This is a genomic window from Anabaena sp. WFMT (assembly GCF_051781005.1).
Lineage (GTDB): Bacteria > Cyanobacteriota > Cyanobacteriia > Cyanobacteriales > Nostocaceae > Anabaena.
This window is the reverse complement of record NZ_JBPWOA010000029.1, coordinates 34,830-58,405: the sequence shown is the minus strand read 5'-3', so window position 1 is coordinate 58,405 and position 23,576 is coordinate 34,830. Positions and strand designations below refer to the sequence as shown.

Here is a 23,576-nt window from a genome sequence, read left to right as displayed (position 1 = left end):
CGGACGTGATATCACAGGCTATATATAGCAATCCTGTTCTCATTAATAGCAGCAATGGGGGATACTAATTTAAACTATAAATAAGTGACTTCAACGCCATAGAGTGATAGCCTGATTTATATCTTATCTATATTGGCGATGAATTCTCTCTACTGCATGGTGAGTTTTAAATAAAATTCTCTCAGTTACTAAGGAAGTTGATAACAATGAGTCAATTCATTATTTTTGGTCTGTTAGTAGTTTATTTAGGTGGTGCTTGGAAGTTTTGGACTGGGTTTAGGAAAACCAATTTTAATCAAACTCTGCCGAATCGTATTGGTTTTTCATTGTTATGGCCAGTGTTGTTTATTGCTAATCCATCCTATCGACGCAACTTTAGAAAGGCACTCAAGGGATAGATATTAATTTTAATTTTTTAATGGAATTAAACATGAATTTGGGAGATTTTCTAACCCTCATCAACTCCCAAATTTCCCCTTAACCATAGATAATTGGTCGATGACACTATTATTTACTCAACTGTAAAAACAATACTTAATCTAATCAAGTATGTCATTATCAAAAGAAGTAGTAATTTTTATCCCTGGATGGAGTCCAATTGAAAAAGGCTATTATCTCTCATGTTTGACTGATGGACTCACACAGCAGTTGGAAAATATAGAAATAAAAGAGATTGAGACAGCTAAAGTCGGAGGATATAGTGGCAAAAGATTTCAAGTTAATTTGAATAATAATATTAAAAATGTTGATATATATGAAGTATTTTGGTTGGACTTGACTTGTAAACTTAGTGATGTAGGATTAAAAGAAAAATTAATAGGAGGTACATCACTTTTCTTCTACTGGATATTTTCTAAAATTTGGCTGTCTGCCACAAAATACCCTCTTTTATTTCAGAGTTTTGTATCCTCTATATTTTTACTAATATGTTGGTATTATGGCACCATTGTTATGGCTCTAACAGCAATAGGTCAAGATAATACAATTCTAGGATTTGCACTTGATAAAAATTTTGCAACCCAGGTAGGTGAATTAGGGAAATATTTAGGAGGCTGGTCTATCTGGTTAATTTTAAGCGCATTAATCAATTTTTTTCCTGTTAACACAGGTATTGATATTAGTTATTTCACGATGAAATTTTTAGATCAAGACACAGATGGCAAAGTTATCCGCAGCAAAATAAGATCCAGGTTATCGGAGATTGTTTATGATTTAGTAAATGAAAATTTTTATAGTAAGATTACAATATTATCCCATAGTTGGGGAGTAGTTGTAGCGACTGATTTTGTCGCAGACTATCACAAAGATCAAGCACTCAGACACATTACTCTAGGGGGACCTCTAGCAATATTATCCTATCGTTCTGAATGGATTGATGAGGAAATTAAAAAATGTGTAGATAATGAAAAACTGGAAAGCTGGACAGATTTTTATTCAGACCAAGACTGGCTTTCTACTAAAACACCTTTTCCTCAAGGATCTACTTATCCAAAAATTCAATCGTTTAAAAATAAGCTCAAATTTGATTTAATTAAGCAATTAAGAGGAAAAACTCATCTTTCTTACTTTACTGATGAGCAAGTTCTAAAAACTATTTTGAACTTATAATTAGCTGCAAAAATGTTTATAGCGTTTCCTAATCACATGAGGTATATCATAGCCCCCTCCTCGCTTGCGGTGAACCAGCGCTGTTGGCGGGTTTCCCACCGTAGGCGACTGGTGAATCCGGAAGGAGGAGGGGGTTGGGGGTGGGGTTTTTGTACTTCACTCAACCGATAACCGCTATATACCGCTAATTTCCAAGAGATGTAGCGGTGTTTCACAAGAAGAACAAATCTATAATAACCAATTGCTAGATGTCTTCTGTAACATAATGATTAGAAACTAAAAAGCTTGAATCCACTCTTTAATAAAATATTCTGTCCAGATGCCGTTTTGCCAATAGGGATCAGCTTCGACTAATTGACGGACAGTAGCTTCATCTTCGGCTTCGTAAATGCCAAAAACTTTAGTAACATCTTTAGTAGGGCCAAGAGTAATCAAAACACCTGATTCTTTTTGTTTTGCTAATCCTTCTAAATGGGCTTGACGATAGGGATCGCGTTTTTCTAACACGTCTTCGCAGTAAGTTCCCCACATTATATATTTAGTCATGATTGCTAGTTACTTCTACTGATTAATAATAATATACCGCAATTTTCGTATACTTTGATTTGTGAAAACTGAAAAAATTTCATAGCAGTTTGCATCCCTAACTTTTGATTCTATTTTTATAACTTTTGTCAGAGGTAAAAGTTTTGAAAATAATCACAATGAGATAAGTAGTTATATTTTCTATGACTTACGTACCCCAACTCAGATGCTAGTAGTCTGTCAAATATATTTTGACGGATAAGGAAGAAACGAACCGCGAAGGACGCAAAGAGCGCGAAGGAAGAAGGAAGAAGAAAGATTTTTTTATTCGTCAATTAGTTCTTGACAGACTACTAGTTGAGTAAGTACTGATTTGCTTGTTACATTAAATATTTTGCTGTTTCATTAAATAAATTGTCAAATTATCGTTTTCTTTAGAAGTAAAGAAAAAAAACACCATGTCTTCATCAGAAACTTTTCAACAGAAACAGTCAGAATTTCAGACTTCACCTAGTTTTGAGTTTTGGAGAGAAGTAGGTCTGATTACTGGTAGTACTCTATTATCAATCGGAATGCTGGCAAGTTCTGTGATTGTAGGAGGACTAATTGGCCTAGCTATTAGTTGCCGCAATTTACCAAATGTTAAAAATATAGTCAACTTTTTGCCAGCAGAAACAACTTACATTTATGACATTAACGGCAAATTGCTAGTAGGTATACATGGAGAAGCCAATCGAAAAGTTGTATCACTAGATAGAATTCCCCCCAATTTAAAACGCGCAGTATTAGCCAGTGAAGATAATTATTTCTACAATCATCACGGCATTGACCCCGGAGGAATTGGACGTGCGGCTGTAGTCAATTGGGTAGCTGGTGGTGTCAAAGAAGGAGGTTCTACAATCACCATGCAGCTGGTGAAAAATCTTTTTTTATCTAGGGAGCGTGCTTTAAGCCGCAAAATAGCAGAAGCGATATTAGCCATTCGCTTAGAGCAAATTCTCAGTAAAGACCGGATTTTAGAAATGTACCTCAATCAAGTTTATTGGGGTCATAACAACTATGGTGTAGAAACAGCAGCACAGACCTACTTTAATAAATCGGTGGAGAATTTGACTTTGAGTGAATCAGCAATGATGGCAGGTTTGATTCAAGCTCCAGAAAAATTTAGCCCTTTTGTCAACATGAATTTGGCTAAACAGAAACAAAGGCAAGTATTAGGAAGAATGCGGGCATTAAAATGGATTAGCCAGCAAGAATATGATGATGCTATTCAACAAAAAATTAAACTTGGTCAAATCAAGTCATTTCAAGGTAGTGTTTTTCCTGATGTTACCAATGCTGTAAAACAGGAATTGATTAAAAAGTTTGGGCATGATGCAGTATTTAAAGGTGGAATGCGTGTGCAAACTACGGTAGCATCAGACTTGCAAATAATGGCAGAAGCAACTATCAATAAATGGCATAAAACTCTTGAAAATCAAGGGTTAAATAAAAATCAAATGGCTTTAGTTGCAATTGATCCACGCACTCAATTTATCAAAGCATTGGTAGGTGGTGTCGATTCAAAATCCAGTGAATTTAACCGGGTAACTCAAGCACTGCGTCAGCCTGGTTCGGCTTTTAAACCATTTGTTTACTATACTGCCTTTGCTAGTGGTAAGTTTACTCCAGATACAACCATACTCGATACCCCAGTTACCTACCCTGATGTGGAAGGAGGTGTCTATTCTCCACGCAATTACGATCATAGTTTTAAGGGTGCAATCCCAATTCGTAATGCTTTGGCGCTATCTCGTAATGTTCCTGTAGTTAAGCTTGGTCAACAGATAGGAATCAATAAAGTTATCGAGACTTGCCGTACTTTAGGAATTATGAGTCCGATGGAACCTGTCACTTCTTTGCCATTAGGTGCAATTGGTGTTACACCACTGGAAATAGCTAGTGCTTATGCGACTTTTGCTAATTATGGCTGGAAATCGTCGCCAACGCTTATTGTCCGTGTCAGTGATAGTAGTGGCAATGTCTTGCTCGATAATACTCCAAAGCCGCAGCGAGTTCTTAATCCTTGGGCATCAGCTGCGATTTTAGATGTGATGCAATCGGCAGTTAAAGAAGGAACTGGTAGAGGTGCGATTATAAGCCGTCCATCTGCGGGAAAAACTGGTACAACTTCTTCAGAAAAAGATATCTGGTTTATTGGTACAGTACCTCAGTTAACAACTGCTATTTGGGTGGGAAGAGATGATAATAAACAGTTAGCTCGCCTTGCTACAGGTGGTGGTATGGTTGCTCCGATTTGGCGCGATTTTATGGAGAAGGCGCTGCAAGATGTACCAGTAGAGAAATTCCAGCCAGTTTCTAAGTTTTCTCGCCCTCAGCCAATTAAAAAGACTAAGCCACGTAAATAGGACTTACGCACTCAGCCAAGTTGAGAACGGTAGAATAGGCGTTTCAACTTCTGGAGAGATTCTTCGCTGCGCTCAGAATGACAGTTTTCCGTTTCAGTGCGTGAGTCCTGGTAAATTGAGAAGACGGTAGTTTTTTATGGTGTAGCAGTTTACAACCATTTGCAATCAATTGGAAGTTAGACAAAACCTGCCCACACTGCGGCTGTTTACCTTGCTAGGCAGACTCTGGCTACCTAAAATGGGAAGAGCTATTTACCTATTCGCTAAATATTGATACATTTCCCATCTGGCATTAACTTCCATTTGCGCTTGTTCTAACAACAACTTGGCAACTTCCGGTTTACTCTTCGTCAACATCTTAAATCTGTTCTCTTGATACATTGACTTTTCTACAGACTCGGAAGGCGCTTTCATATCCAATTGTAAGGGATTTTTACCCTGTGTCTGCAATGTAGGATTATAGCGATATAACAACCACCTTCCTGCATCTACTAAAGCCTTTTGCTGTTGTAAACCGGTGGTCATATCAATACCGTGAGCAATACAATGACTGTAGGCAATTATCAAAGATGGCCCATCAAAAGCTTCCGCTTCTAAAAATGCTTTGAGTGTATGTTCATCTCGCGCACCTAATGCCACACTCGCTACATAGACATTACCGTAAGTCATGGCCATTAAACCCAAGTCTTTCTTTGGTGCAGGTTTTCCACCAGTTGCATATTTAGCGATCGCACCTTTGGGAGTTGCTTTGGAAGATTGCCCGCCTGTGTTAGAATAAACTTCTGTATCCATAACAAGAATATTGACGTTTTTACCACTGGCTAAAACATGATCAATCCCCCCAAAATCAATGTCATAAGCCCAACCATCACCCCCAACTATCCAAACGCTTTTCTTGACTAAATAATCAGCCAAGGATTTAAGATTTTCAAACGCAGATAAACGCTGATTAACGCGGATATTATTTTCTTCTATCTGCGTGTATCTGTGTGCATCTGCGTTGGTAATCTCTTCTAGCTTTTGTTTGAGAACTGCGACTCGTTCCCGTTGTTCCCAAATGTCAGCTTCATCTTTTTGTTCAGCGTGGAGAATGCCGTTGACCAAATTATCCCCTAACTCACCGCTGAATTGTTGCAATAACTCTGCTGCAAATTGCGCTTGTTTGTCGAGGGAGAGACGATAACCAAAACCAAATTCCGCGTTATCTTCAAACAGGCTATTAGACCATGCTGGCCCTCTTCCGTCAGCGTTTTGACTCCAAGGAGTTGTGGGTAAATTTCCACCGTAAATGGAAGAACAACCGGTCGCATTGGCAATGAGAGAGCGATCGCCAAATAATTGTGTTAATAATTTAAGGTAGGGCGTTTCTCCGCAACCAGCACAAGCACCGGAAAATTCAAACAACGGTTCCTGCAATTGCTGCTGACGAATTTGGTTTAACTTCAACTTTGTGCGATCGGGATTTGGTAAACTCAAAAAGAAATTCCAGTTTTCCCGTTCTTGTTCCCGCAATGGTAACTGCGGACTCATATTAATAGCCTTCCGTGTCGGTTCCGCTTTGTTTTTTGCAGGACAAACATTAACGCAGATAGTACAACCTGTACAGTCTTCCGGTGCTACTTGAATGGTAAATTTCTGGTTAGCAAAATCCTTATCTTTAGCGTTAGTTGATTTGAAAGTTATCGGTGCGTTAACTAACTCACTTGGTTGATAAGCTTTAGCGCGAATTGCACTATGGGGACAAACCATCACGCATTTCCCACATTGAACGCAGACATCTTCATCCCATACCGGAATTTCTTCCGCAACATTGCGTTTTTCCCATTTTGCAGTTCCACTAGGGAAAGTTCCGTCAGCAGGTAAAGCACTGACAGGTAAATCATCACCTTCCCATACCATAATTTTTCCAAGAACATTCTCGACAAATTCGGGTTTGGTGATTGGTGATTGGTAATTGCTAATTGCTAATTGGTAATTCTCCTTTTTGGGAATTTTGATTTCATGGAGATTTTCTAAGGTGTTGTCCACAGCTTGTAGATTCATACGGACAATTTCTGCACCTTTTTTACCATAGGTCTTTTCTATGGCTTGTTTGATTTTAGCAATTGCTTCTTTTTCTGGTAAAACTCCCGCCAAAGCAAAGAAACACACCTGCATGATAGTGTTAATTCTTCTACCCATGCCGCTATTTTTCGCTACTTGACTAGCGTTAATAGCATACACTTTCAGGGTTTTGTCAATAATCTGCTGTTGTACTTTTAGTGGTATATTTTCCCAAACGGTATCAGCATCATAAGGACTATTTAACAACAAAATTGCCCCCGGCGCAGCGGATTTTAAAATATCAATACTTTCAACAAATCCCCAATGATGACAACCAATAAAATTAGCTTGATTTATCAGGTAAGTTGAACGAATTTTCCCAGCACCAAACCGCAGATGAGAAACAGTCATTGAACCCGATTTTTTGGAATCATAGACAAAATAACCTTGAGCGTTATTATCTGTTCCTTCACCAATAATTTTGATAGAATTCTTATTTGCACCAACTGTACCATCAGAACCTAAGCCGTAGAACATAGCACGAACTACACTATCTGGTTCTGTCGAGAAATTGGCATCAAAATTCAAAGATGTGAAAGTCACATCATCATTAATACCAATAGTAAAATGATTCTTGGGTTTAATTTGGGTGAGGTTATCAAAAATACTCTTCACCATTGCAGGAGTAAATTCTTTAGAAGACAGTCCATATCTGCCACCAACTATTTTCGGGAATGTGGTTTTTTTCCATCCTTCATAAATAGCTGTCACTACATCTAAATATAATGGTTCTCCAGCGCTTCCCGGTTCTTTAGTTCTATCAAGAACAGCAATAGATTGGACACTATTAGGTAAAGCTTCTATAAATCTGGCTATATCAAAAGGGCGATAAAGCCGCACTTTCAAAACTCCGACTTTTTCCCCTTGCTTATTTAGATAATCCACAGTTTCATGTACCGTTTCGCACCCAGAACCCATAATCACAATTACTCTTTCTGCGTCCGGTGCGCCATGATATTCATAAAGTTTGTAATATCTACCTGTGCGTTCCCCAAATTTATCCATGATATTTTGGACAATATCAGCACAAGCATTGTAATAAGGATTTGCACCTTCACGGGATTGAAAGTAAACATCAGGATTTTGGGCTGTTCCTCGTAATACTGGTTTATCTGGTGTTAAGCAACGCTGACGATGTGCAGATACTAAAGATTGAGGAATAAAACATTGTAAATCTTCATCTGATAATAACTCAACTTTTTGTACTTCATGGGATGTTCTAAACCCATCAAAAAAGTGCATAAATGGTACTCTTGCTTCTAAAGTTGCAGCATGAGAAATCAATGCAAAATCATGACTTTCCTGCACAGAAGCCGAACACAAAAAAGCGAAACCAGTCGCCCTAGCAGCCATGACATCGCTATGATCACCGAAAATAGATAAAGCATGAGTAGCTAAAGAACGTGCTGCAACATGAACTACTGCACTTGTTAATTCACCTGCAATTTTGTATAAATTAGGAATCATTAATAACAATCCCTGAGATGCAGTGAAAGTTGTACTTAATGAACCTGTTTGTAATGCACCATGTACCGCAGCAACAGCCCCTCCTTCACTTTGCATTTGGGTGACACTGGGAACAGTACCCCAAAGATTCGGTTTATTTTCTGACATCCAAGCATCAGCCCATTCACCCATAGCAGAAGATGGGGTAATAGGATAAATAGCAATTACTTCGTTTAATTTGTAAGCTACACGCGCAACGGCTTCATTACCATCAATTGTGGCAAAAGATTTGTTCATGATTCTCCTTCCTATCTCTTCTCTGGTTGTTTAAACTGTATGTAGAGAAACCAAAAATATAAGCATTGAAAATAGCTAAAGTCAGGAAGTTATTTTGTGATATTTTCTACATTTTTATGAATTGATAATTATTAATTACGAATTATTTTGACTTTTAGCCAATCTCTTAAATTTTAGCAGGTGGTAAATATCCTATCTATATCAATATTAATGTTGTACTCAATATTTATCATCTTTGATTTATCAAGGTCTGATGATTGTTATAGGGTAGAGGTGCGGGAGATTTTTTAGGAGAGGAGAGTAGTTGGGAATTTTCCAGGTTTGCGAGGTATAATTAGATTTATCTGTCCTGCATTTATACTCAAGAAATATAAGTTATCACTTACCGAGATCCTAAAATTAAATTTTAAATTGTAGGGTGCATCAGACGTGATAAATACTACAAATAAACAGATTTTTTAAAATCTGACGCACCCTAATAATGTGCCAGTTGCGTAAGTCTTGAAATTAACGAATATGAAAAGATTGATTTTGTTTAGGTGCAGAAGATGGACGCTGAGGTATTTGATTTCGCATTAAGAGTAAAGGAAGACTGAGTAAACCAAAAACCATAACTACTCCAGTCATAATCAAAACTGGTAAACGTTTAGGTCTATAGTCTCCTTGTTCAATTTGCTGAAAAATTTGATTGTATCTCCATGCGGCTAAAGCAATGGTAAGAATACCAAAAACTACTAAAAAAATGCCTAAGTTTTCAGAATTAATTAAGGGGTTTACAGTAGTTTCCTGTTGTGTAAAAGCAACATTAATTTGATGTAAAAATATACCAAATCTAGCGATCGCAAAACCAAAGCCAATTAAGGCAATAGAAGTACGTAACCAAGCTAGAAAAGTCCGCTCGTTTGCTTGATGTTCTCGGATACGATCAATATTAGGCAATTTACTGCTCATAAAATAAAATTCCGTAATTATCTAATATAGAACAGTGATGTAGCCATAACATAACAATTTATAAGTTGCAATTGTGCCAGCAATTTTTACAAATAATCAATAATTTATCATCAATCAGTTAGATAACATATGTGGTCAAGGAGAGAAAGTATTCAGCGGTGCAATAATTTCACTATGTTATCAATTTCATGAATAAATCCCCACGAAAAAAGGATAACTATACTGAGGATTTACTAATGTTAGCTTACTGCTGAATCTTAAGTATCTGTGTAAAATTAATGTCGCATTTTTAATTCTGTATCCTTGATTGGATAAGGCACAGAGGCAAATGAGATTTGCAAAAAAATTTTGCTTTCCTATTTATAGGTGTTAAGCTATCTGCGAGACTTTAAAAGTAGATGATATTTTTTAACCTGATATTCTTTCCTATATTTGAAAAATAAATCTACTATCTCTGCATCAATTCACAAATTGTGTACAAGAGTTTAATTGAACAATATGACACAATCTAAAGCCATTCAAGAACCGCATATTTTCCAGATCAGTCGTTTGTTTAGTAACCTGCGTGGTGATTTAACAGGAGGACTGACAGCGGCTGTGGTAGCTTTGCCTTTGGCATTAGCCTTTGCAGTAGCAAGCGGTGTGGAACCAAAGGCGGGAGTATATACCGCTATTGTTGCGGGTATTATAGCGGCAATCTTTGGAGGATCACCAGTACAAATTACAGGCCCTACGGGTGCAATGGCCGTCATCTTGGTGGGAATTGTCGCCAAGTACGGTATTGAGAAGGTTTGGATTGCTGGGGTAATGGCTGGAGTTATTCAGGTTGCTTTAGGGGTAGCCAAACTCGGACAGCTAGTGAAATTTATTCCCTATCCCGTGACAGCAGGATTTACTAATGGTATCGCGGTCATTATTTTTTGTGGTCAGCTAAATAATTTCTTTGGTTTAAAACTACCCCGCAGCGACCATTTTTTGCCGGGAATTTGGCAAACCGTGAGTCATATAGAAGCGGTAAACTGGGCTGCAGTTGGGTTAGTAGTGGTAGCGATCGCAGGAAATGTACTCTGGCCTAAAATTAATAATACAATACCAGGCTCTTTGGTGGGGTTAGTGTTGGCAACTGGTATCGCCAGTTATTTTCATCTGGATGTGCCGAAAATTGGGGCTATTCCCCAGTCTTTGCCAATGTTACAAACGATTCCCCACTGGAATGATTTTAGTCTGATTCGTGAACTCATTAATCCCGCTTTAGCTTTAGCGGCCTTGGGGAGTATTGAATCATTGTTGTCAGCGGTGGTGGCTGATGGCATGACGGTGAGTGAGAAACATAATAGCGATCGCGAATTAATTGGTCAAGGCTTGGCCAATATTATTGTCCCATTTTTTGGCGGCATTCCCGCTACAGGTGCGATCGCTCGAACTGCTGTCAATGTCCGTTCTGGTGGCAAAACCCGACTCTCTGGGGTAATTCATGGCGTGGCCTTAGCCATCATCATCCTAACTTTAGCACCCCTAGCTTCACAGATTCCCCTAGCTGCACTAGCTGGCATTCTCATGGTAGTTAGCTTGCGGATGATAGAATGGGAAGCCATCAGCTTACTATTTCGTGCCACCTACTCTGACTTTGCTGTCATGATTCTCACCTGGTTGGTGACAATCTTGTTTGACCTAGTTCTCGCAGTAGAAATCGGTTTAATTGCCGCTGGTGCTTTGTTCATCAAACGCATGAGTGATTTAAGCCTAGCCAAAATTCCCGAAACCGAAGTTTTCCCCCCCGGTATTCCCCTTGAATTAGGCAAAGAAATCGCCGTTTATCGCGTAGATGGCCCTGTATTTTTTGGTGCTGCGGAAAGATTTGTTACTTTCCTACGGGAGCAACCAGAAGTAAAATATTTGATTCTACGGTTGCGCTTTGTGCCGAATATGGACACCACTGGATTAGTAGCCCTAGAGGATATTTACCAAGACTTAAAACGCCACAATTGCCGCTTGATTCTCACCGGTTTACAACCCCAAGTCCAACAGCTATTACAAAGATCAGGATTATTAGCAAAAATAGGGTTGTCAAATTGTTTTGAAACAACTACAGACGCTATTTGTTCCCTTAGCCCTGAAGTTAACAACAATACAGAAATAGAAATTCAGGAGTATGTTTAACGCCACTGGTACAACCTACAGAGGAAAGCATTCGCCATTCTTCCCAACTCCACAACCCAAAATAAGCTAAAATGCAAGCAGAGCAAGCATTCCCGCAAACATACCCATGCTAGAAACTCTCGCTTCCCGAATTTACGAACTTGAACAATTTGCCAACACCCTTGTTGCTAACCAACTCACCCACCTCAGCGTCGTGAGTATTGGCATCATCTTTGCGGCTGGCTTGCTTACCAGCCTTACGCCCTGTATGCTATCCATGTTACCAATTACCATCGGCTATATCGGTGGTTATGAAGCCAAAAGCCGCTTACAAGCCGCCGCACAGTCTACTTGGTTTGCCTTGGGATTAGCAACCACATTAGCAGGAATGGGAATTATTGCAGGTTTAGTTGGAAAAGTCTACGGTCAAGTGGGAATTGGTTTACCAATTATTGTCAGCATTATTGCTATTATTATGGGGCTGAATTTATTAGAAGCCTTACCTCTACAATTTCCATCTTTGAACGAAACAAATTGGATTTCCCAAGATTTACCTCCCGGAGTCCGTTCCTATTCCATCGGTTTAACATTTGGTTTAGTCGCTTCACCTTGTAGCACACCAGTTTTAGCTAGTTTATTAGGTTGGGTTGCTAATACCCAAGATTTAATTTTAGGTGCTATTTTATTACTTTCTTACACAGCCGGATATGTAGCCCCATTAATTTTAGCAGGTACATTCACTGCGTCAATAAAAAAACTATTAGAATTGCGTCGCTGGTCTGGTTGGATTAATCCTATTAGCGGTGCATTATTAGTAGGATTTGGAGTGTTTTCCTTAATTTCTCGCATCCCCATTGGTAGTTTATAGGCATGACTTTAGATAATACAACATCCACAGAATTAAGTTGGTGGTTAATACCTTGGCGATTTATCCGGCGTGAGATTTTGCCTGTATTAACTGATTTACGTTTGGCAATTATCCTATTATTAGTAATTGCCTTATTTAGCGTTAGTGGTACGGTAATTGAACAGGGACAGTTGCCAGCATTTTACCAATCTAATTATCCTGAACATCCCGCTTTATTTGGTTTCCTATCTTGGAAAGTAATTCAGGTTGTGGGGTTAGATCACGTATATCGAACTTGGTGGTTTTTAGCTTTATTAGTTTTATTTGGAACCAGTTTAACTGCTTGCACTTTTACCCGGCAATTACCAGCTTTAAAAGCTGCACAACGCTGGAAATATTATGAAGAACCTAGACAATTTCAAAAGTTAGCTTTGAGTGCAGAATTAGATGCCAGTTCTTTGCAATCACTCACGCCAATATTACAAGAAAAACGTTATCGGATATTTCAGGAAAAAGATGATCTGCTCTACGCCCGTAAAGGTATAGTCGGACGCATTGGGCCAATTATTGTCCATATTGGTATCGTCGCTATCCTCTTAGGGGGAATTTGGGGTGCAATGACAGGTTTTATGGCTCAAGAAATGATTTCTAGTGGGGAAACTTTTCAAGTCAAAAATTTGATTGATGCTGGCCCTTGGTCATCTCAAGATGTGTTGAAAGATTGGTCTGTGCGTGTAAATCGGTTTTGGATTGATTACACTCCTACAGGGGGAATTGACCAATTTTATTCTGATCTGTCTGTGTTAAATAATGAGGGTAAAGAAGTTGACCATGAGAAGATTTATGTTAACCAACCTCTGCGTTATCATGGCGTAGTTTTTTATCAAACTGATTGGGGAATTTCTAGCGTTCGTGTGAGATTAAATAAAAGTCCAATTTTTCAATTACCTATGGCGCAGTTAGACACCAAAGGGAAAGGACGAATTTGGGGAACTTGGATTCCCACTAAACCTGATTTAAGTGAAGGTGTATCTCTGCTGGCAAAAGATTTGCAAGGTATGGTATTAATATATGATGCTCAAGGCAAATTAATTAATACTGTTCGTGCAGGAATGTCTATTCCAGTGAATGGAATCAATTTGAAAATTCTTGCTGTCGTTGGTAGTACAGGTTTACAAATTAAATTTGATCCCGGTATCCCCATTGTTTACGCAGGGTTCGCTTTGCTGATGTTGGGTGTTGTGATGAGTTATTTTTCCCATTCCCAAGTTTGGGCTTTACAAAAGGGCGATATGCTCTATGTAGGTGGTAAGACTAACCGCGCTCAAGTTGCTTTTGAAAGAGAGGTTTTAGGGATTTTAGATCAACTGACTAACCCAGTAAAAAAATAATTTTTTCTTCATCATTGGGGCATAATAGCAATTGAGTGGTGTATTTTATTCCTATGAATAAATCCAATATTCAGTCACTGATTGCAAGTATCCACCAAGAACTGATCCCACAGTTAATTGTGGAAAGTGTCCATCCTCACAACCCAGCACAAGTACGCCATATTCCCGCGCCTTGGCAACTACTAGGTACAGGAAACTACGCAGCAGTAGTTTATCATCCTGAATACCCGGACTTGGTGGTTAAAATTTATGCACCCGGTCGTCCTGGCTTTGAGGAGGAATTAGAAGTTTACAGTCGTCTTGGTTCTCACCCGGCTTTTTCTGAGTGTTTTTATGCTCAAGAAGGCTTGTTAGTCTTAAAAAGATTATATGGTGTTACCCTTTATGACTGTCTTCACAAAGGTTTGCGTATTCCTCCCCAGGTAATCAGAGATATTGATAGTGCTTTAGACTATGCGCGGACTCGTGGACTTTACCCTCATGATGTTCATGGTAAAAATGTGATGATGTCTGAGGGGAGAGGTTTAGTTGTTGATATTTCTGATTTTCTGCACCAGGAACATTGCTCAAAATGGGATAATTTGAAAAAGGCTTATTATTTGATATATTTGCCGATTTTCTATCCTTTGCGGTTACGAGTACCTTATCCACTTTTAGATAGGGTTCGCAAAACCTACCGCTTTGTAAATTCTTTTGCAGGTAAGGTATTTAAATTTATTAACAGATTACGTCATCGGAAATCTCTGAAAAATTAATGGGGTGGGTATTGTCCCTACACTACTTAAAATTTTTCAGCTATCATTTATGGTTCCCATATCTGCTAAACAAAACCAATGTAAAAATCAAGTAAATTAAATAAAAATGGCAAAATTAAAAATTGGAGCAAAAATCAAAAAACAAATGAGTAAAAGAGGATGGACAGCAGAAATAATTGAATTAGTTTACTTAAATCCTGACAAAACTGAACAAACAAGAGATAGAAGGTATAATATAGATGGAAGTAGAAAAGATGATCCTGCTACCGTTTATTATCGTAGTGATGGTTCGTATATCGTTTGTAACGATATGACAAGTGATGTAGTTCAGGTAAGTGATATTAATGATCCTAACTGGATTGAAAAACAATACTAAACTAAATGATTCAATTAAATTATTGAGTAAGAAACTAAAATGATTTTTTACTAACAACTCAAAAAGGAGTGAGAAATATGAAATTAATTGATGAATATCAAAAAACAGGATTCATTAAAGCTGGAGAATTGTTATTAACTCCTACTCATGCACTTGACTTTATTAAAGAGATTGAATCTAGAGATATTTTAATTTTAGGTGTAAATTTATGGTGTTATTTTAATGATCAAATTGCCGAAGATCCTGGTTCATTAGATTTAAGTGAAATTGATAATATTCCAGAAAGCGTGTCTATAGCTAAACAATTTATTACTCATAATTTACCAGAAGGAACTGCTTTTGTTTCTTTTGTTTTAGATGAATAAATTGCTATATTCTGAAAGTTGTAGTCAAAAACGTTCGTAGTGGTGACTTAAGCCCTCACTACAAAACGATTCTGGGTTAAAAAATCTCGTCTTTTTCTTTTATATGTTTTACCTCAACCACAGTATGTACATTTCCACGGGGGGTAAAATCTGTTTTCACTGTTATTTCTAAGGGTTCGCAAGCAGCAACAAAATCATCTAAGATTTGATTTGCTGTTTCTTCGTGGGAAATATAGCGATCGCGATAACTATTAATATACAGCTTCAAAGCCTTCAATTCTACCACCCGTTCATCAGGGATATAGGTAATATAGATAGTCGCAAAGTCAGGATAACCGGAAAATGGACATTTACAGGTAAATTCCGGCAAGGTAATACTAATATCGTAGCGTCTACCCACACGCGGGTTAGGGAATGTAATTAATTTCCCTTCTGCAATCTCGCGTTCACCATATTTCATTTCTGGGTATGCTGGGGTAACAGTCTCAGGTAAAGTATTACTCATAAAATTTAGTCAAAAAAATGCAGAGATTCATAAACTCTAATCTAACATTGATTGCTAACTCGTTACTCGGTACTGAGTACTCAATACTTCAGTACTCAGTACTCTTTTCCCAGTCTGGACAATTCGCATCATCCCAACCGTGGGGATGCATAGCACAAACTAGCAAGTTACCGCTATAAACTTGTCCATGATAGTTGCTACAACCCATACAAGCAGCATTTTTTTCTATTGTAGGTTCAACTGCATAAGGAAAGCCGGGATCTACATCTCCTACCACGTCTTCCAATTCCCAGTAAACTTCCAGCAGCGGTTCGGCTAATTCCTGTAAGTACTGGTCAATGTCAGCAGCAATGCTATTGTGTATCTGTTCGGTAATTTCTTCCGTCAGTTCAAAAAATGAATCTACCATGTCATTCATTACTAGGAAGAAGCTCTCTACTTCATCAGCCAAAGTTTCAATGATTTCAAATATATCTTTTTGCCACGGTTCCATAAGCTTAACTGCCTTAATGGCTACAAACAGGATGCTTGATATACCTGCTTGTAAGTGCTAGTGTACACAATAGGAAATGCACATAAAACAAGCTGTGCATATAGCGTCATTGCCAACTGATAACTTTTGCTGAGTCCTCAAAGTAAAAAGTAATTTTTTACTGATCGCTTTTGAGTTGCTCTAACTTTTGCTGCAATTCTAGTACTTGTTGGCGTAAATGATCAACATTTCCAGTTGGTTCTTGTTTAACAGTTGGTTCTTCATCTACCTCCAAGATTTCGATGCGACGAGGTTCCGAAGGGGCTGTTTTTTCAGGTGTATCACCAGGTGCTTGGGGCTGTTGGGCTTGCTTCATCATATCTTCGACGAAACGACGAGCTTCTTCGGTGTTCATTTCGCCCTTAGCCACCATTTCATCAGCTAGTTTTTGGACTTGCGATCGCAGTTCGGCTAATTTCCCCCCTGCTTTCTCACCAGCGTAAGAAGCCAAGCCTACACCGAGGTAAAAAGCTTTTTGAACAATATCTCCAAAACCAGGCATTGCTGCAAAGCGCTCCTAAAAATGGGGCGACCCGGAGACTACGCCTACCACAAGCATCCCTTATTGCTGCTACCTTCCGGTCCTGACAAGATTTGGGCGTTGAAGTTGCATAGATCCAGGTCTAAAGTAATCATAACATGAAAATTCAGTAATTGTGTGTCATTCCATAACAATTCGCCATTCGTAAAGCTGATAAGTGACACAACCGTTATGTACCAAGGGATCACCAGCAACTATAGCCTGTGCTTCATCCATTGACGCTGCCTCAAACAGCATCATTCCCCCTCCTCGTTGCGCCCAATAGCCTGTTTTAGCTTTGTGTCCTTTGTCTATCAAGTCTTGTACATAGGCTGTGTGGGCGGGTACATATTGATCAAAGGTGGGTTTATCCACTTTACCTGCTTCAATCTTTACAAACCAAGGCATATCAATTTTATATTTGGAATTGGGAATAATTTATCATATCCTTGATTTTTATCTATTTGCATGATCATGACAATGGACATCGACCGAATATAAATATGCATTTTCCAAAACTCTTCTAGAAACGCTACTGCTTCACGACGGTAAACGCTAGAATATTCAATCAGAGTTTCCTTGTTTGTCTTGTAGCTGTTGAGCAAAATTTAATTAAAAAATGGTTACGAATATTTATTTTTATTCAATTATTACAATATACCAATAATAGATAATAAGGAAATGCCAGGTTTCTTCAAATTAATTCCACCACAATAGCATCATGATCACAGAACTAATTCTCAATCCTAATCAAGTTCTCAGACTAGGCTCAAAAGGTGTAAAAGTTGAGCAGTTACAACAAATATTAAAAGCGCTCAAGCTAGATCCAGGTTTGATAGATGGTGATTTTGGTAACAAAACTCTAGCGGCAGTGCAACAGTTTCAACAACAACAGAGACTTGAAGCTGATGGAATTGTGGGAATGAATACTCAGAATGCTTTAAATCAGTCTATTGCCAACTTAAATCAAAACTTTTATGGTGGTAAATCTGGAAAACTCCCGCTTTCAGGAATTGCCCTTGTCAAAGAATTTGAAGGGTTATATTTAGAGGCTTATCCTGATCCAAACAGTGGTGATAAACCTATCACTATTGGTTGGGGAACTACTCGCAAAAAAGATGGTAGTGAATGGCAGTTAGGTGAAAAAATTACCAAAGAAGAAGCAGAAGAACTTTTGATTTCTCAACTAGAAAATAACTATTTACCAAGTCTGCAAAAAATTCCTGTATGGAATGAGTTGAACCCTAATCAGCAAGGAGCTTTATTAAGTTTTGGTTACAACTTAGGTGCTAATTTTTACGGTGCGCCTAACTTCGAGAGCATCACCAGAGTCTTGAAAAATAAACAGTGGAGTGAAATTGAAGAGACATTTGTTAAGTACAGAAACCCAGGTAGCAATGTTGAAGCAGGATTAAGGCGGAGAAGGCTGGCAGAAGCTAAACTGTTTTTGAAACCCATAATTTAGTAGTGCGTAATAGCCCAGATTAAGGGTGTATGAATTCCCAGACCAACAAAGATAACTAAAGTAGGTAGGTATCGCCCAATGAATCATCCCACTGTATCCAGTGCTGAACAGGAAGCAATGACCAACGAGGTTCTTGCTACTAGCCTGCAAGCTCAAAAGCAAACAGGCCCAGACCAGCGTCAAATTCATAGCAAAAGTCATGGACTAGTTTGGGGTGAGTTCATCATTGAACCTGATCTTCCCGAAAATCTCAGGGTAGGACTATTCAAAACACAGCAAACCTATCCCGCTTGGATTCGCTTTTCCAGTGGCGGCGCACCTGAAAAACGAGGAAAGTTCAAATCAGATAGTCAGCCTGATGTTCGAGGTATTGCTATCAAGGTGATGAATGTAGAAGGGCAAAAAATACTGGATGATGAGGAAAAAACCCAGGACTTTACACTCAATAGTTACCCGATTTTCTTTGCTAAAGATATTCGTGATTATGCCGATATTTTTAGAGCAGGAAGTGGACAACTAACGCCAGAACGAATGCAAGAATTAGCTCCTTGTTTTGCGCTTATACAAGAAGTCACCAGTCGGAAAGTGAGCAATCCACTTTTAATCCAATACTGGAGTATGGCTCCATTTAAATTTGGTGGTCACGTTGTGAAAATGACAGTCAAATCTCAACATTTGGAAACTCCTCCTGAAACATTACCCGAATCTGAGAATTACTTACGGGAAGCAATGGTGAAGTCTTTAACAGAGGATGAAAGAGATATCTATTTTGATTTTTTTATTCAACTCTATGTAGATGAAGATAAAACACCAATCGAAAACTTAATTCATGAATGGCAAGAAACCGATTCACCTCTAATTAAAGTCGCAACGGTTCGCATTCCCAGCCAAAGATTTGATTTTGAAGAGCGCAAACGATTAGACGAAGGAATGTTCTTTACACCTTGGCATACTTTGCTAGAACATGAACCTGTTGGCAGTGTGAATCTTTCTCGTAAGAAGCTATACAGTGAACTAGCAAAATCTCGCCGAGAACAACTTGCTCAACTGTTGAGAGAGCCGCAACCGTATACAGATGTTCAAGATCCTCCACAGTAGTAATCTAGGTATTTTATAAACAGCTTTTAAGTAGAGACGTTTCTCGAAACATCTCTACATTGACAATATGGTGAAATTGGAATTATTTACTCACCTTCTACCAAAGCCCGATATTCATCGGCTGTCATGGCTTCCTCAAGTTCACCAGGGTCATTGATACGCACTTTGATAAACCAACCTTCACCATAGGGGTCATCTGCTACTTGTTCGGGAAATTCAATCAAAGTTTCATTGCGTTCTACTACTGTACCTGTGATTGGTGCATTGAGTTCTTCAACGGCTTTCACTGATTCTATTGTGCCAAACGTGTCTCCCAGACTAATAGCATCACCAATTTCTGGTAGTTCTAAAAATACAATATCACCCAATTGATCTACGGCAAACTCGCTAATACCAATAGTAGCGATTTCTCCATCTAGGCGTACATACTCATGAGAATCTAGATATCGCAAATCTTGCGGATATTCAAAAGACATAAAACTTCCTCTTCCACGTTCAAAAATTAGTGTTACAACAGTAACCCAAAACACATTATTCCTTAAAACCTTCAAAGGTTATCAATTAGTCACACGATTTTTTGAGCGATAAAAGGGACGTTTGATAACTACTGCGGGGTACGCTTTACCCCGAATTTCCACTTCTAGTTGCTGTTTGACGGTTGCTAATTGGGTAGGAACGTAAGCTAAGGCTATGGGATAACCGAGTGTTGGTGAGAGAGTTCCACTAGTTACTTCTCCAACAACTTGACTTGAGGATAACACTGGGTAGCCATGACGGGCAATATTCCTACCTTGGGTTTGTAAACCTACGAGTTTACGATGCACTCCTTCAGTTTTTTGTTGTTCTAAAACACTACGTCCAATAAAATCGCCTTTGGTATCTAAATGAACTAACCAACCTAAACCAGCTTCTAAGGGTGTTGTATTATCGTCGATGTCTTGACCATAAAGCGCCATTGCTGCTTCCAGACGCAGAGTATCTCTGGCACCGAGTCCGCAAGGGATGACACCAAGATGATGAAGACGATGCCACAATTTTACCCCTACTTCTGGATTGACCATGACTTCAAAGCCATCTTCCCCAGTGTAGCCTGTACGGGCAAGGAAGGCGGGTTGATCCAGAATGGTTGTTTCTAGATGCCCAAAGGCTTTGACTGGTGTTAAATCTGCTGATACTAAGGACTGAAGATGGCTGGTAGCTTTTGGACCTTGCACGGCAATTAAAACTTTATGCCGTGACAGGTCTTGAAATTGGACTGTATCAGGGTCTAAATGTGCCAATATCCATGCTTTATCTTTATCGGTGGTTGAGGCATTGACTATAATGACTACGTTTTGAGTATCAGTGCTGTCTTTGCCTAGGTAATAGATAATGATGTCGTCAATAATTCCGGCTTGAGCATTTAACAATACTGTGTATTGGGCTTGACCGGGTTGTAAGCGACTCAAGTCTGAGGGAACTAAGTTCTGAAGTTGGTCAATGAGGGTTTTACCTTGAAGGGTAAACTTACCCATGTGGGAAATGTCAAACATCCCGGCTTTGTTTCTAACGGCTGCGTGTTCGCTGCTGATACCGCTATATTGTAAGGGCATTTCCCAGCTACCAAAACTGGTGAAGCGGGCTTTGAGTTCTACACCCGTTTGATATAAAGGGGTTCGCGCTGGAGATTTGGAGGTAGCGCTGTCTTGGAGGTTTCCCCCATGAGCGACTGCCAACGAGGTAATATTTTCTTGATTAGTCACAGGTAGTTAGTTAGGCGTGCGATAGCGGGTACGCTTGCCGTAGGCATTGCACCTCAATATCTATCTATCCTACGAGATGACTTCTAATTTAGCAGATAATTACTCAACACCCCCTAGTGCGGTTTAATAATTAATAGTGGAAGTGTTGAGATTTATTAAGCAGAAATTATGAAGTATTGGCAAATATTAGCTAGTTTTGTTTTAGCTGTGGTGCTGTTTGTGTATCCCTTACCAGCAGAGGCTGCAAGTTCTTCTAGTGTTAATAGTTCTATTGGTAACATTGGTAATAAAGGAGCCAGTGGACAGGACTATTCTGGTCAAAATTTAGCCGGGACTGAGTTTACTAGCGTCAAATTAGAGAATACTAACTTTAGCAATGCTGATTTACGCGGTGGTGTATTTAACGGTGCTTTATTGGAGGGTGTAAATCTACATGGTGTAGATTTTAGGCAAGGTATTGCCTATCTCGCAAGGTTCAAAAATACTGATTTCAGTGATGCGGTGTTGACAGATGCCATGATGTTACGCACAACTTTTGATGATGTTGATGTCACTGGTGCAGATTTTAGCAACGCAATTTTAGATATGACACAGGTGAAAAAACTCTGTGCAAATGCCAGCGGTGTCAATTCTCAAACTGGTGTAGACACTCGTGAATCTTTAGGCTGCAAGTAAAAACCAGACTAATTTTATTCCCCCCTCCCCCCTGTTTGCTGTGGCTACGGTGTACACACAAGTACTATCTGCAAGGGTTTTAGGCGTTATAGACCCCTTGAATTGTCATTACGAGCGGAGCGAAGTAATCACATAATCCGGTGGCTTTTGCGATTGCTTCGTCGTTCTTCCTCTCTACGAGACGCTAACGCGAACGCAATGACAGGCTTCCAGAGCGATCGCACAACCTCAAACTAGATGACGAAACCAAGTACTAGTAGGAATTTTCAGACTTGTGTGTACACCGTAGCCTGTTTGCTGAGGGGATTTTTTCAATTTACAGATTAGTGAATGGAGCTAAGGGGAATCGAACCCCTGACCTCTTGAATGCCATTCAAGCGCTCTACCAACTGAGCTATAACCCCATGAAGTCCATTTACTATAATGCCCTGATTATTCGTATTTTGTCAATAAATTAATTATTAAATATTGAATATGAACTATGTCTTTACTTTATGAGATGTGAGTACTCGTCTAAGAAACTTGCAACAGATAAGTCATACAATGACCCATCAAGAAATAGACTACTAACATAGCGGCAGCAGCTAGGGCAACCAATGTACCAGCTAACATGAGAGAAAATTCTTTGCTCTCGTAGGCTTTTTCCATCAGGTGCAGCGACCAGGCTACTAGCGCCACATCAAAAAGTAAAATAGGAATCAACATAGTTCTTAATATTTATTCATACTAGTAAATATAATCTTAACATTGTTTTGGGTAACTGTGTCGAACTTGAGAGAGATGTGGCTAGTTTCCATTTGGTATTAACAGGGGATTCGGACTGGAACAGATCGCTCTTGCAAATAATTCTTAATTTGGGCTACGCTTAACTGGCCGTAATGTAACAAAGATGCTAATAATGCAGCTTCTGCTTTGCCCGTGGTGAGGGCATCATGGATATGTTCACAATTTCCTGCACCCCCAGAGGCAATGACGGGAATTTCTACAGATTGAGCGATCGCTCGTGTTAACTCTAGGTCATAACCAGCTTGAGTACCATCGGCATCCATACTTGTCACTAACAATTCACCTGCTCCCCGTTGTGCTACTTCCTGCGCCCACAATAAGGCATCCTTGCCAGTATTTTCTCTCCCCCCCCGCACATATACATCCCAACCTGGATTATTGGGGTCAACTCTTCGCCTAGCATCAATTGCCACAACAATGCATTGATTACCAAAGCGATCGCTAGACCGATTAATTAAGTCTGGGTCACGGACTGCCGCAGAATTAATACTAACCTTGTCAGCCCCGGCTCGTAACAAACCTTTAACATTTTCTAAGGTTTGAATCCCACCCCCCACAGTCAATGGAATAAAGACCTGTTCAGCAGTCCGGTAAACCACATCAATAATCGTGTCCCGGTCTTCATGAGTCGCCGTAATATCTAGAAACACTAACTCATCAGCACCGGCTTCGTTATAAACCTTGGCCAGTTCTACCGGATCACCCGCATCCTTCAAATTTACAAAGTTAACTCCTTTTACAACCCGTCCCGCCTTGACATCCAAGCAAGGTAAAATTCTTTTAGATAACATAATAACTTTCATCCTCCTGGTAATTGCCGGAATTTAAATTGTAAAGGTAATTGGGAAATAGGTGACAAGAGGATAAAAACACTCAAGCTCTCAGAAGATAATGAAGCTAGTATGATGTTGAACGCGCAAGATGCCCATAGAACTAATAAGCACTTGTTGTTGGAGTATTATGAGTTTAAATAACTTTAAAACGCTCAAAACCACCAGATTTATGGAAAAATATCCAGTCAATTATATGCAAAATTAACTCA

General features: G+C 39.1%; 23 protein-coding genes, 1 tRNA gene and 1 other RNA gene. 12 read left to right on the top strand and 13 right to left on the bottom strand.

The features are described from left to right. The first annotated feature begins 206 nt into the window (after positions 1 to 206). Both ACSQ6I_RS19405 and ACSQ6I_RS19400 read left to right on the top strand, forming a co-directional pair. Complete coding sequence (locus ACSQ6I_RS19405; protein WP_438891933.1) at positions 207 to 398, top strand: hypothetical protein; 192 nt, start codon at positions 207 to 209, stop codon at positions 396 to 398. Positions 399 to 549: 151 nt separating this feature from the next. Further along, positions 550 to 1,608, top strand: coding sequence for a hypothetical protein (locus ACSQ6I_RS19400; RefSeq protein WP_438891932.1), 1,059 nt, complete (start codon positions 550 to 552; stop codon positions 1,606 to 1,608). 276 nt (positions 1,609 to 1,884) lie between these two features. Here the strand turns inward: ACSQ6I_RS19400 and ACSQ6I_RS19395 are convergent, their stop codons facing one another. Then, positions 1,885 to 2,154 (bottom strand): YciI family protein, encoded by a 270-nt coding sequence (locus ACSQ6I_RS19395; RefSeq protein WP_438891931.1) that lies wholly within the window; start codon positions 2,152 to 2,154, stop codon positions 1,885 to 1,887. Between the two features lie 437 nt (positions 2,155 to 2,591). On the opposite strand from ACSQ6I_RS19395, the gene ACSQ6I_RS19390 reads away from it, so the two are divergent. Further along, positions 2,592 to 4,541 (top strand): transglycosylase domain-containing protein, encoded by a 1,950-nt coding sequence (locus ACSQ6I_RS19390; protein ID WP_438891930.1) that lies wholly within the window; start codon positions 2,592 to 2,594, stop codon positions 4,539 to 4,541. Positions 4,542 to 4,793: 252 nt separating this feature from the next. On the opposite strand, the gene nifJ is transcribed toward ACSQ6I_RS19390, so the two are convergent. Then, on the bottom strand, positions 4,794 to 8,387 hold the full coding sequence (gene nifJ / locus ACSQ6I_RS19385; protein WP_438891929.1) for a pyruvate:ferredoxin (flavodoxin) oxidoreductase: 3,594 nt from the start codon (positions 8,385 to 8,387) through the stop codon (positions 4,794 to 4,796). Between the two features lie 507 nt (positions 8,388 to 8,894). Then, positions 8,895 to 9,338 carry a YidH family protein gene (locus tag ACSQ6I_RS19380; RefSeq protein WP_438891928.1) on the bottom strand — a complete coding sequence of 148 codons (444 nt, stop codon included), beginning with the start codon at positions 9,336 to 9,338 and terminating at the stop codon, positions 8,895 to 8,897. A 498-nt stretch (positions 9,339 to 9,836) separates the two neighbouring features. Between ACSQ6I_RS19380 and ACSQ6I_RS19375 the strand changes: the two genes are divergently transcribed. From ACSQ6I_RS19375 to ACSQ6I_RS19350, 6 genes are all read left to right on the top strand, one after another. Further along, positions 9,837 to 11,498: a SulP family inorganic anion transporter gene (locus ACSQ6I_RS19375; RefSeq protein WP_438891927.1), complete on the top strand. Its 1,662-nt coding sequence runs from the start codon at positions 9,837 to 9,839 to the stop codon at positions 11,496 to 11,498. Between the two features lie 106 nt (positions 11,499 to 11,604). Beyond that, positions 11,605 to 12,345, top strand: a complete 741-nt coding sequence (locus ACSQ6I_RS19370) for a cytochrome c biogenesis protein CcdA (protein ID WP_438891926.1) — start codon at positions 11,605 to 11,607, stop codon at positions 12,343 to 12,345. Positions 12,346 to 12,347: 2 nt separating this feature from the next. Next, positions 12,348 to 13,715 (top strand): cytochrome c biogenesis protein, encoded by a 1,368-nt coding sequence (locus tag ACSQ6I_RS19365; RefSeq protein ID WP_438891925.1) that lies wholly within the window; start codon positions 12,348 to 12,350, stop codon positions 13,713 to 13,715. Positions 13,716 to 13,768: 53 nt separating this feature from the next. After that, entirely contained in the window at positions 13,769 to 14,470 is a 702-nt protein-coding gene (locus tag ACSQ6I_RS19360; protein ID WP_438891924.1) for a serine/threonine protein kinase, read from the top strand. 106 nt (positions 14,471 to 14,576) lie between these two features. After that, on the top strand, positions 14,577 to 14,846 hold the full coding sequence (locus ACSQ6I_RS19355) for a colicin E5-related ribonuclease (RefSeq protein WP_438891923.1): 270 nt from the start codon (positions 14,577 to 14,579) through the stop codon (positions 14,844 to 14,846). A gap of 77 nt (positions 14,847 to 14,923) precedes the next feature. Further along, entirely contained in the window at positions 14,924 to 15,211 is a 288-nt protein-coding gene (locus ACSQ6I_RS19350) for a hypothetical protein (RefSeq protein ID WP_438891922.1), read from the top strand. A gap of 76 nt (positions 15,212 to 15,287) precedes the next feature. On the opposite strand, the gene queF is transcribed toward ACSQ6I_RS19350, so the two are convergent. From queF to ACSQ6I_RS19325, 5 genes are all read right to left on the bottom strand, one after another. Continuing rightward, complete coding sequence (gene queF, locus ACSQ6I_RS19345; protein ID WP_438891921.1) at positions 15,288 to 15,716, bottom strand: preQ(1) synthase; 429 nt, start codon at positions 15,714 to 15,716, stop codon at positions 15,288 to 15,290. A gap of 88 nt (positions 15,717 to 15,804) precedes the next feature. After that, a complete protein-coding gene (locus ACSQ6I_RS19340) occupies positions 15,805 to 16,209 on the bottom strand; it encodes a hypothetical protein (protein ID WP_438891920.1) in 405 nt (134 codons plus the stop codon). A 157-nt stretch (positions 16,210 to 16,366) separates the two neighbouring features. Beyond that, on the bottom strand, positions 16,367 to 16,750 hold the full coding sequence (locus ACSQ6I_RS19335; protein WP_438891919.1) for a phasin family protein: 384 nt from the start codon (positions 16,748 to 16,750) through the stop codon (positions 16,367 to 16,369). A gap of 25 nt (positions 16,751 to 16,775) precedes the next feature. After that, positions 16,776 to 16,872, bottom strand: an RNA gene (gene ffs / locus ACSQ6I_RS19330) — signal recognition particle sRNA small type. A gap of 37 nt (positions 16,873 to 16,909) precedes the next feature. Beyond that, the gene (locus ACSQ6I_RS19325) at positions 16,910 to 17,176 is read right to left on the bottom strand and encodes a YciI family protein (RefSeq protein ID WP_438891918.1); all 267 of its coding nucleotides are present in this window, start codon (positions 17,174 to 17,176) and stop codon (positions 16,910 to 16,912) included. A gap of 313 nt (positions 17,177 to 17,489) precedes the next feature. Between ACSQ6I_RS19325 and ACSQ6I_RS19320 the strand changes: the two genes are divergently transcribed. Beyond that, positions 17,490 to 18,233 carry a glycoside hydrolase family protein gene (locus ACSQ6I_RS19320; protein WP_438891917.1) on the top strand — a complete coding sequence of 248 codons (744 nt, stop codon included), beginning with the start codon at positions 17,490 to 17,492 and terminating at the stop codon, positions 18,231 to 18,233. Positions 18,234 to 18,311: 78 nt separating this feature from the next. Next, entirely contained in the window at positions 18,312 to 19,331 is a 1,020-nt protein-coding gene (locus ACSQ6I_RS19315) for a catalase family protein (RefSeq protein ID WP_438891916.1), read from the top strand. Between the two features lie 86 nt (positions 19,332 to 19,417). On the opposite strand, the gene gcvH is transcribed toward ACSQ6I_RS19315, so the two are convergent. Both gcvH and gcvT read right to left on the bottom strand, forming a co-directional pair. Then, the gene (gcvH, locus tag ACSQ6I_RS19310) at positions 19,418 to 19,807 is read right to left on the bottom strand and encodes a glycine cleavage system protein GcvH (protein ID WP_438891915.1); all 390 of its coding nucleotides are present in this window, start codon (positions 19,805 to 19,807) and stop codon (positions 19,418 to 19,420) included. An 81-nt stretch (positions 19,808 to 19,888) separates the two neighbouring features. Continuing rightward, positions 19,889 to 21,073, bottom strand: coding sequence for a glycine cleavage system aminomethyltransferase GcvT (gene gcvT / locus ACSQ6I_RS19305; RefSeq protein WP_438891914.1), 1,185 nt, complete (start codon positions 21,071 to 21,073; stop codon positions 19,889 to 19,891). A gap of 168 nt (positions 21,074 to 21,241) precedes the next feature. On the opposite strand from gcvT, the gene ACSQ6I_RS19300 reads away from it, so the two are divergent. Further along, entirely contained in the window at positions 21,242 to 21,748 is a 507-nt protein-coding gene (locus ACSQ6I_RS19300; protein WP_438891913.1) for a pentapeptide repeat-containing protein, read from the top strand. Between the two features lie 331 nt (positions 21,749 to 22,079). Here ACSQ6I_RS19300 and ACSQ6I_RS19295 read toward each other — a convergent pair. The 3 genes from ACSQ6I_RS19295 to hisF form a co-directional block, all read right to left on the bottom strand. Beyond that, positions 22,080 to 22,152 (bottom strand) — tRNA-Ala (locus tag ACSQ6I_RS19295). Between the two features lie 109 nt (positions 22,153 to 22,261). Continuing rightward, positions 22,262 to 22,453 carry a hypothetical protein gene (locus ACSQ6I_RS19290; RefSeq protein WP_323314709.1) on the bottom strand — a complete coding sequence of 64 codons (192 nt, stop codon included), beginning with the start codon at positions 22,451 to 22,453 and terminating at the stop codon, positions 22,262 to 22,264. A 98-nt stretch (positions 22,454 to 22,551) separates the two neighbouring features. Beyond that, a complete protein-coding gene (hisF, locus tag ACSQ6I_RS19285; RefSeq protein ID WP_438891912.1) occupies positions 22,552 to 23,325 on the bottom strand; it encodes an imidazole glycerol phosphate synthase subunit HisF in 774 nt (257 codons plus the stop codon). Positions 23,326 to 23,576: the final 251 nt, after the last annotated feature.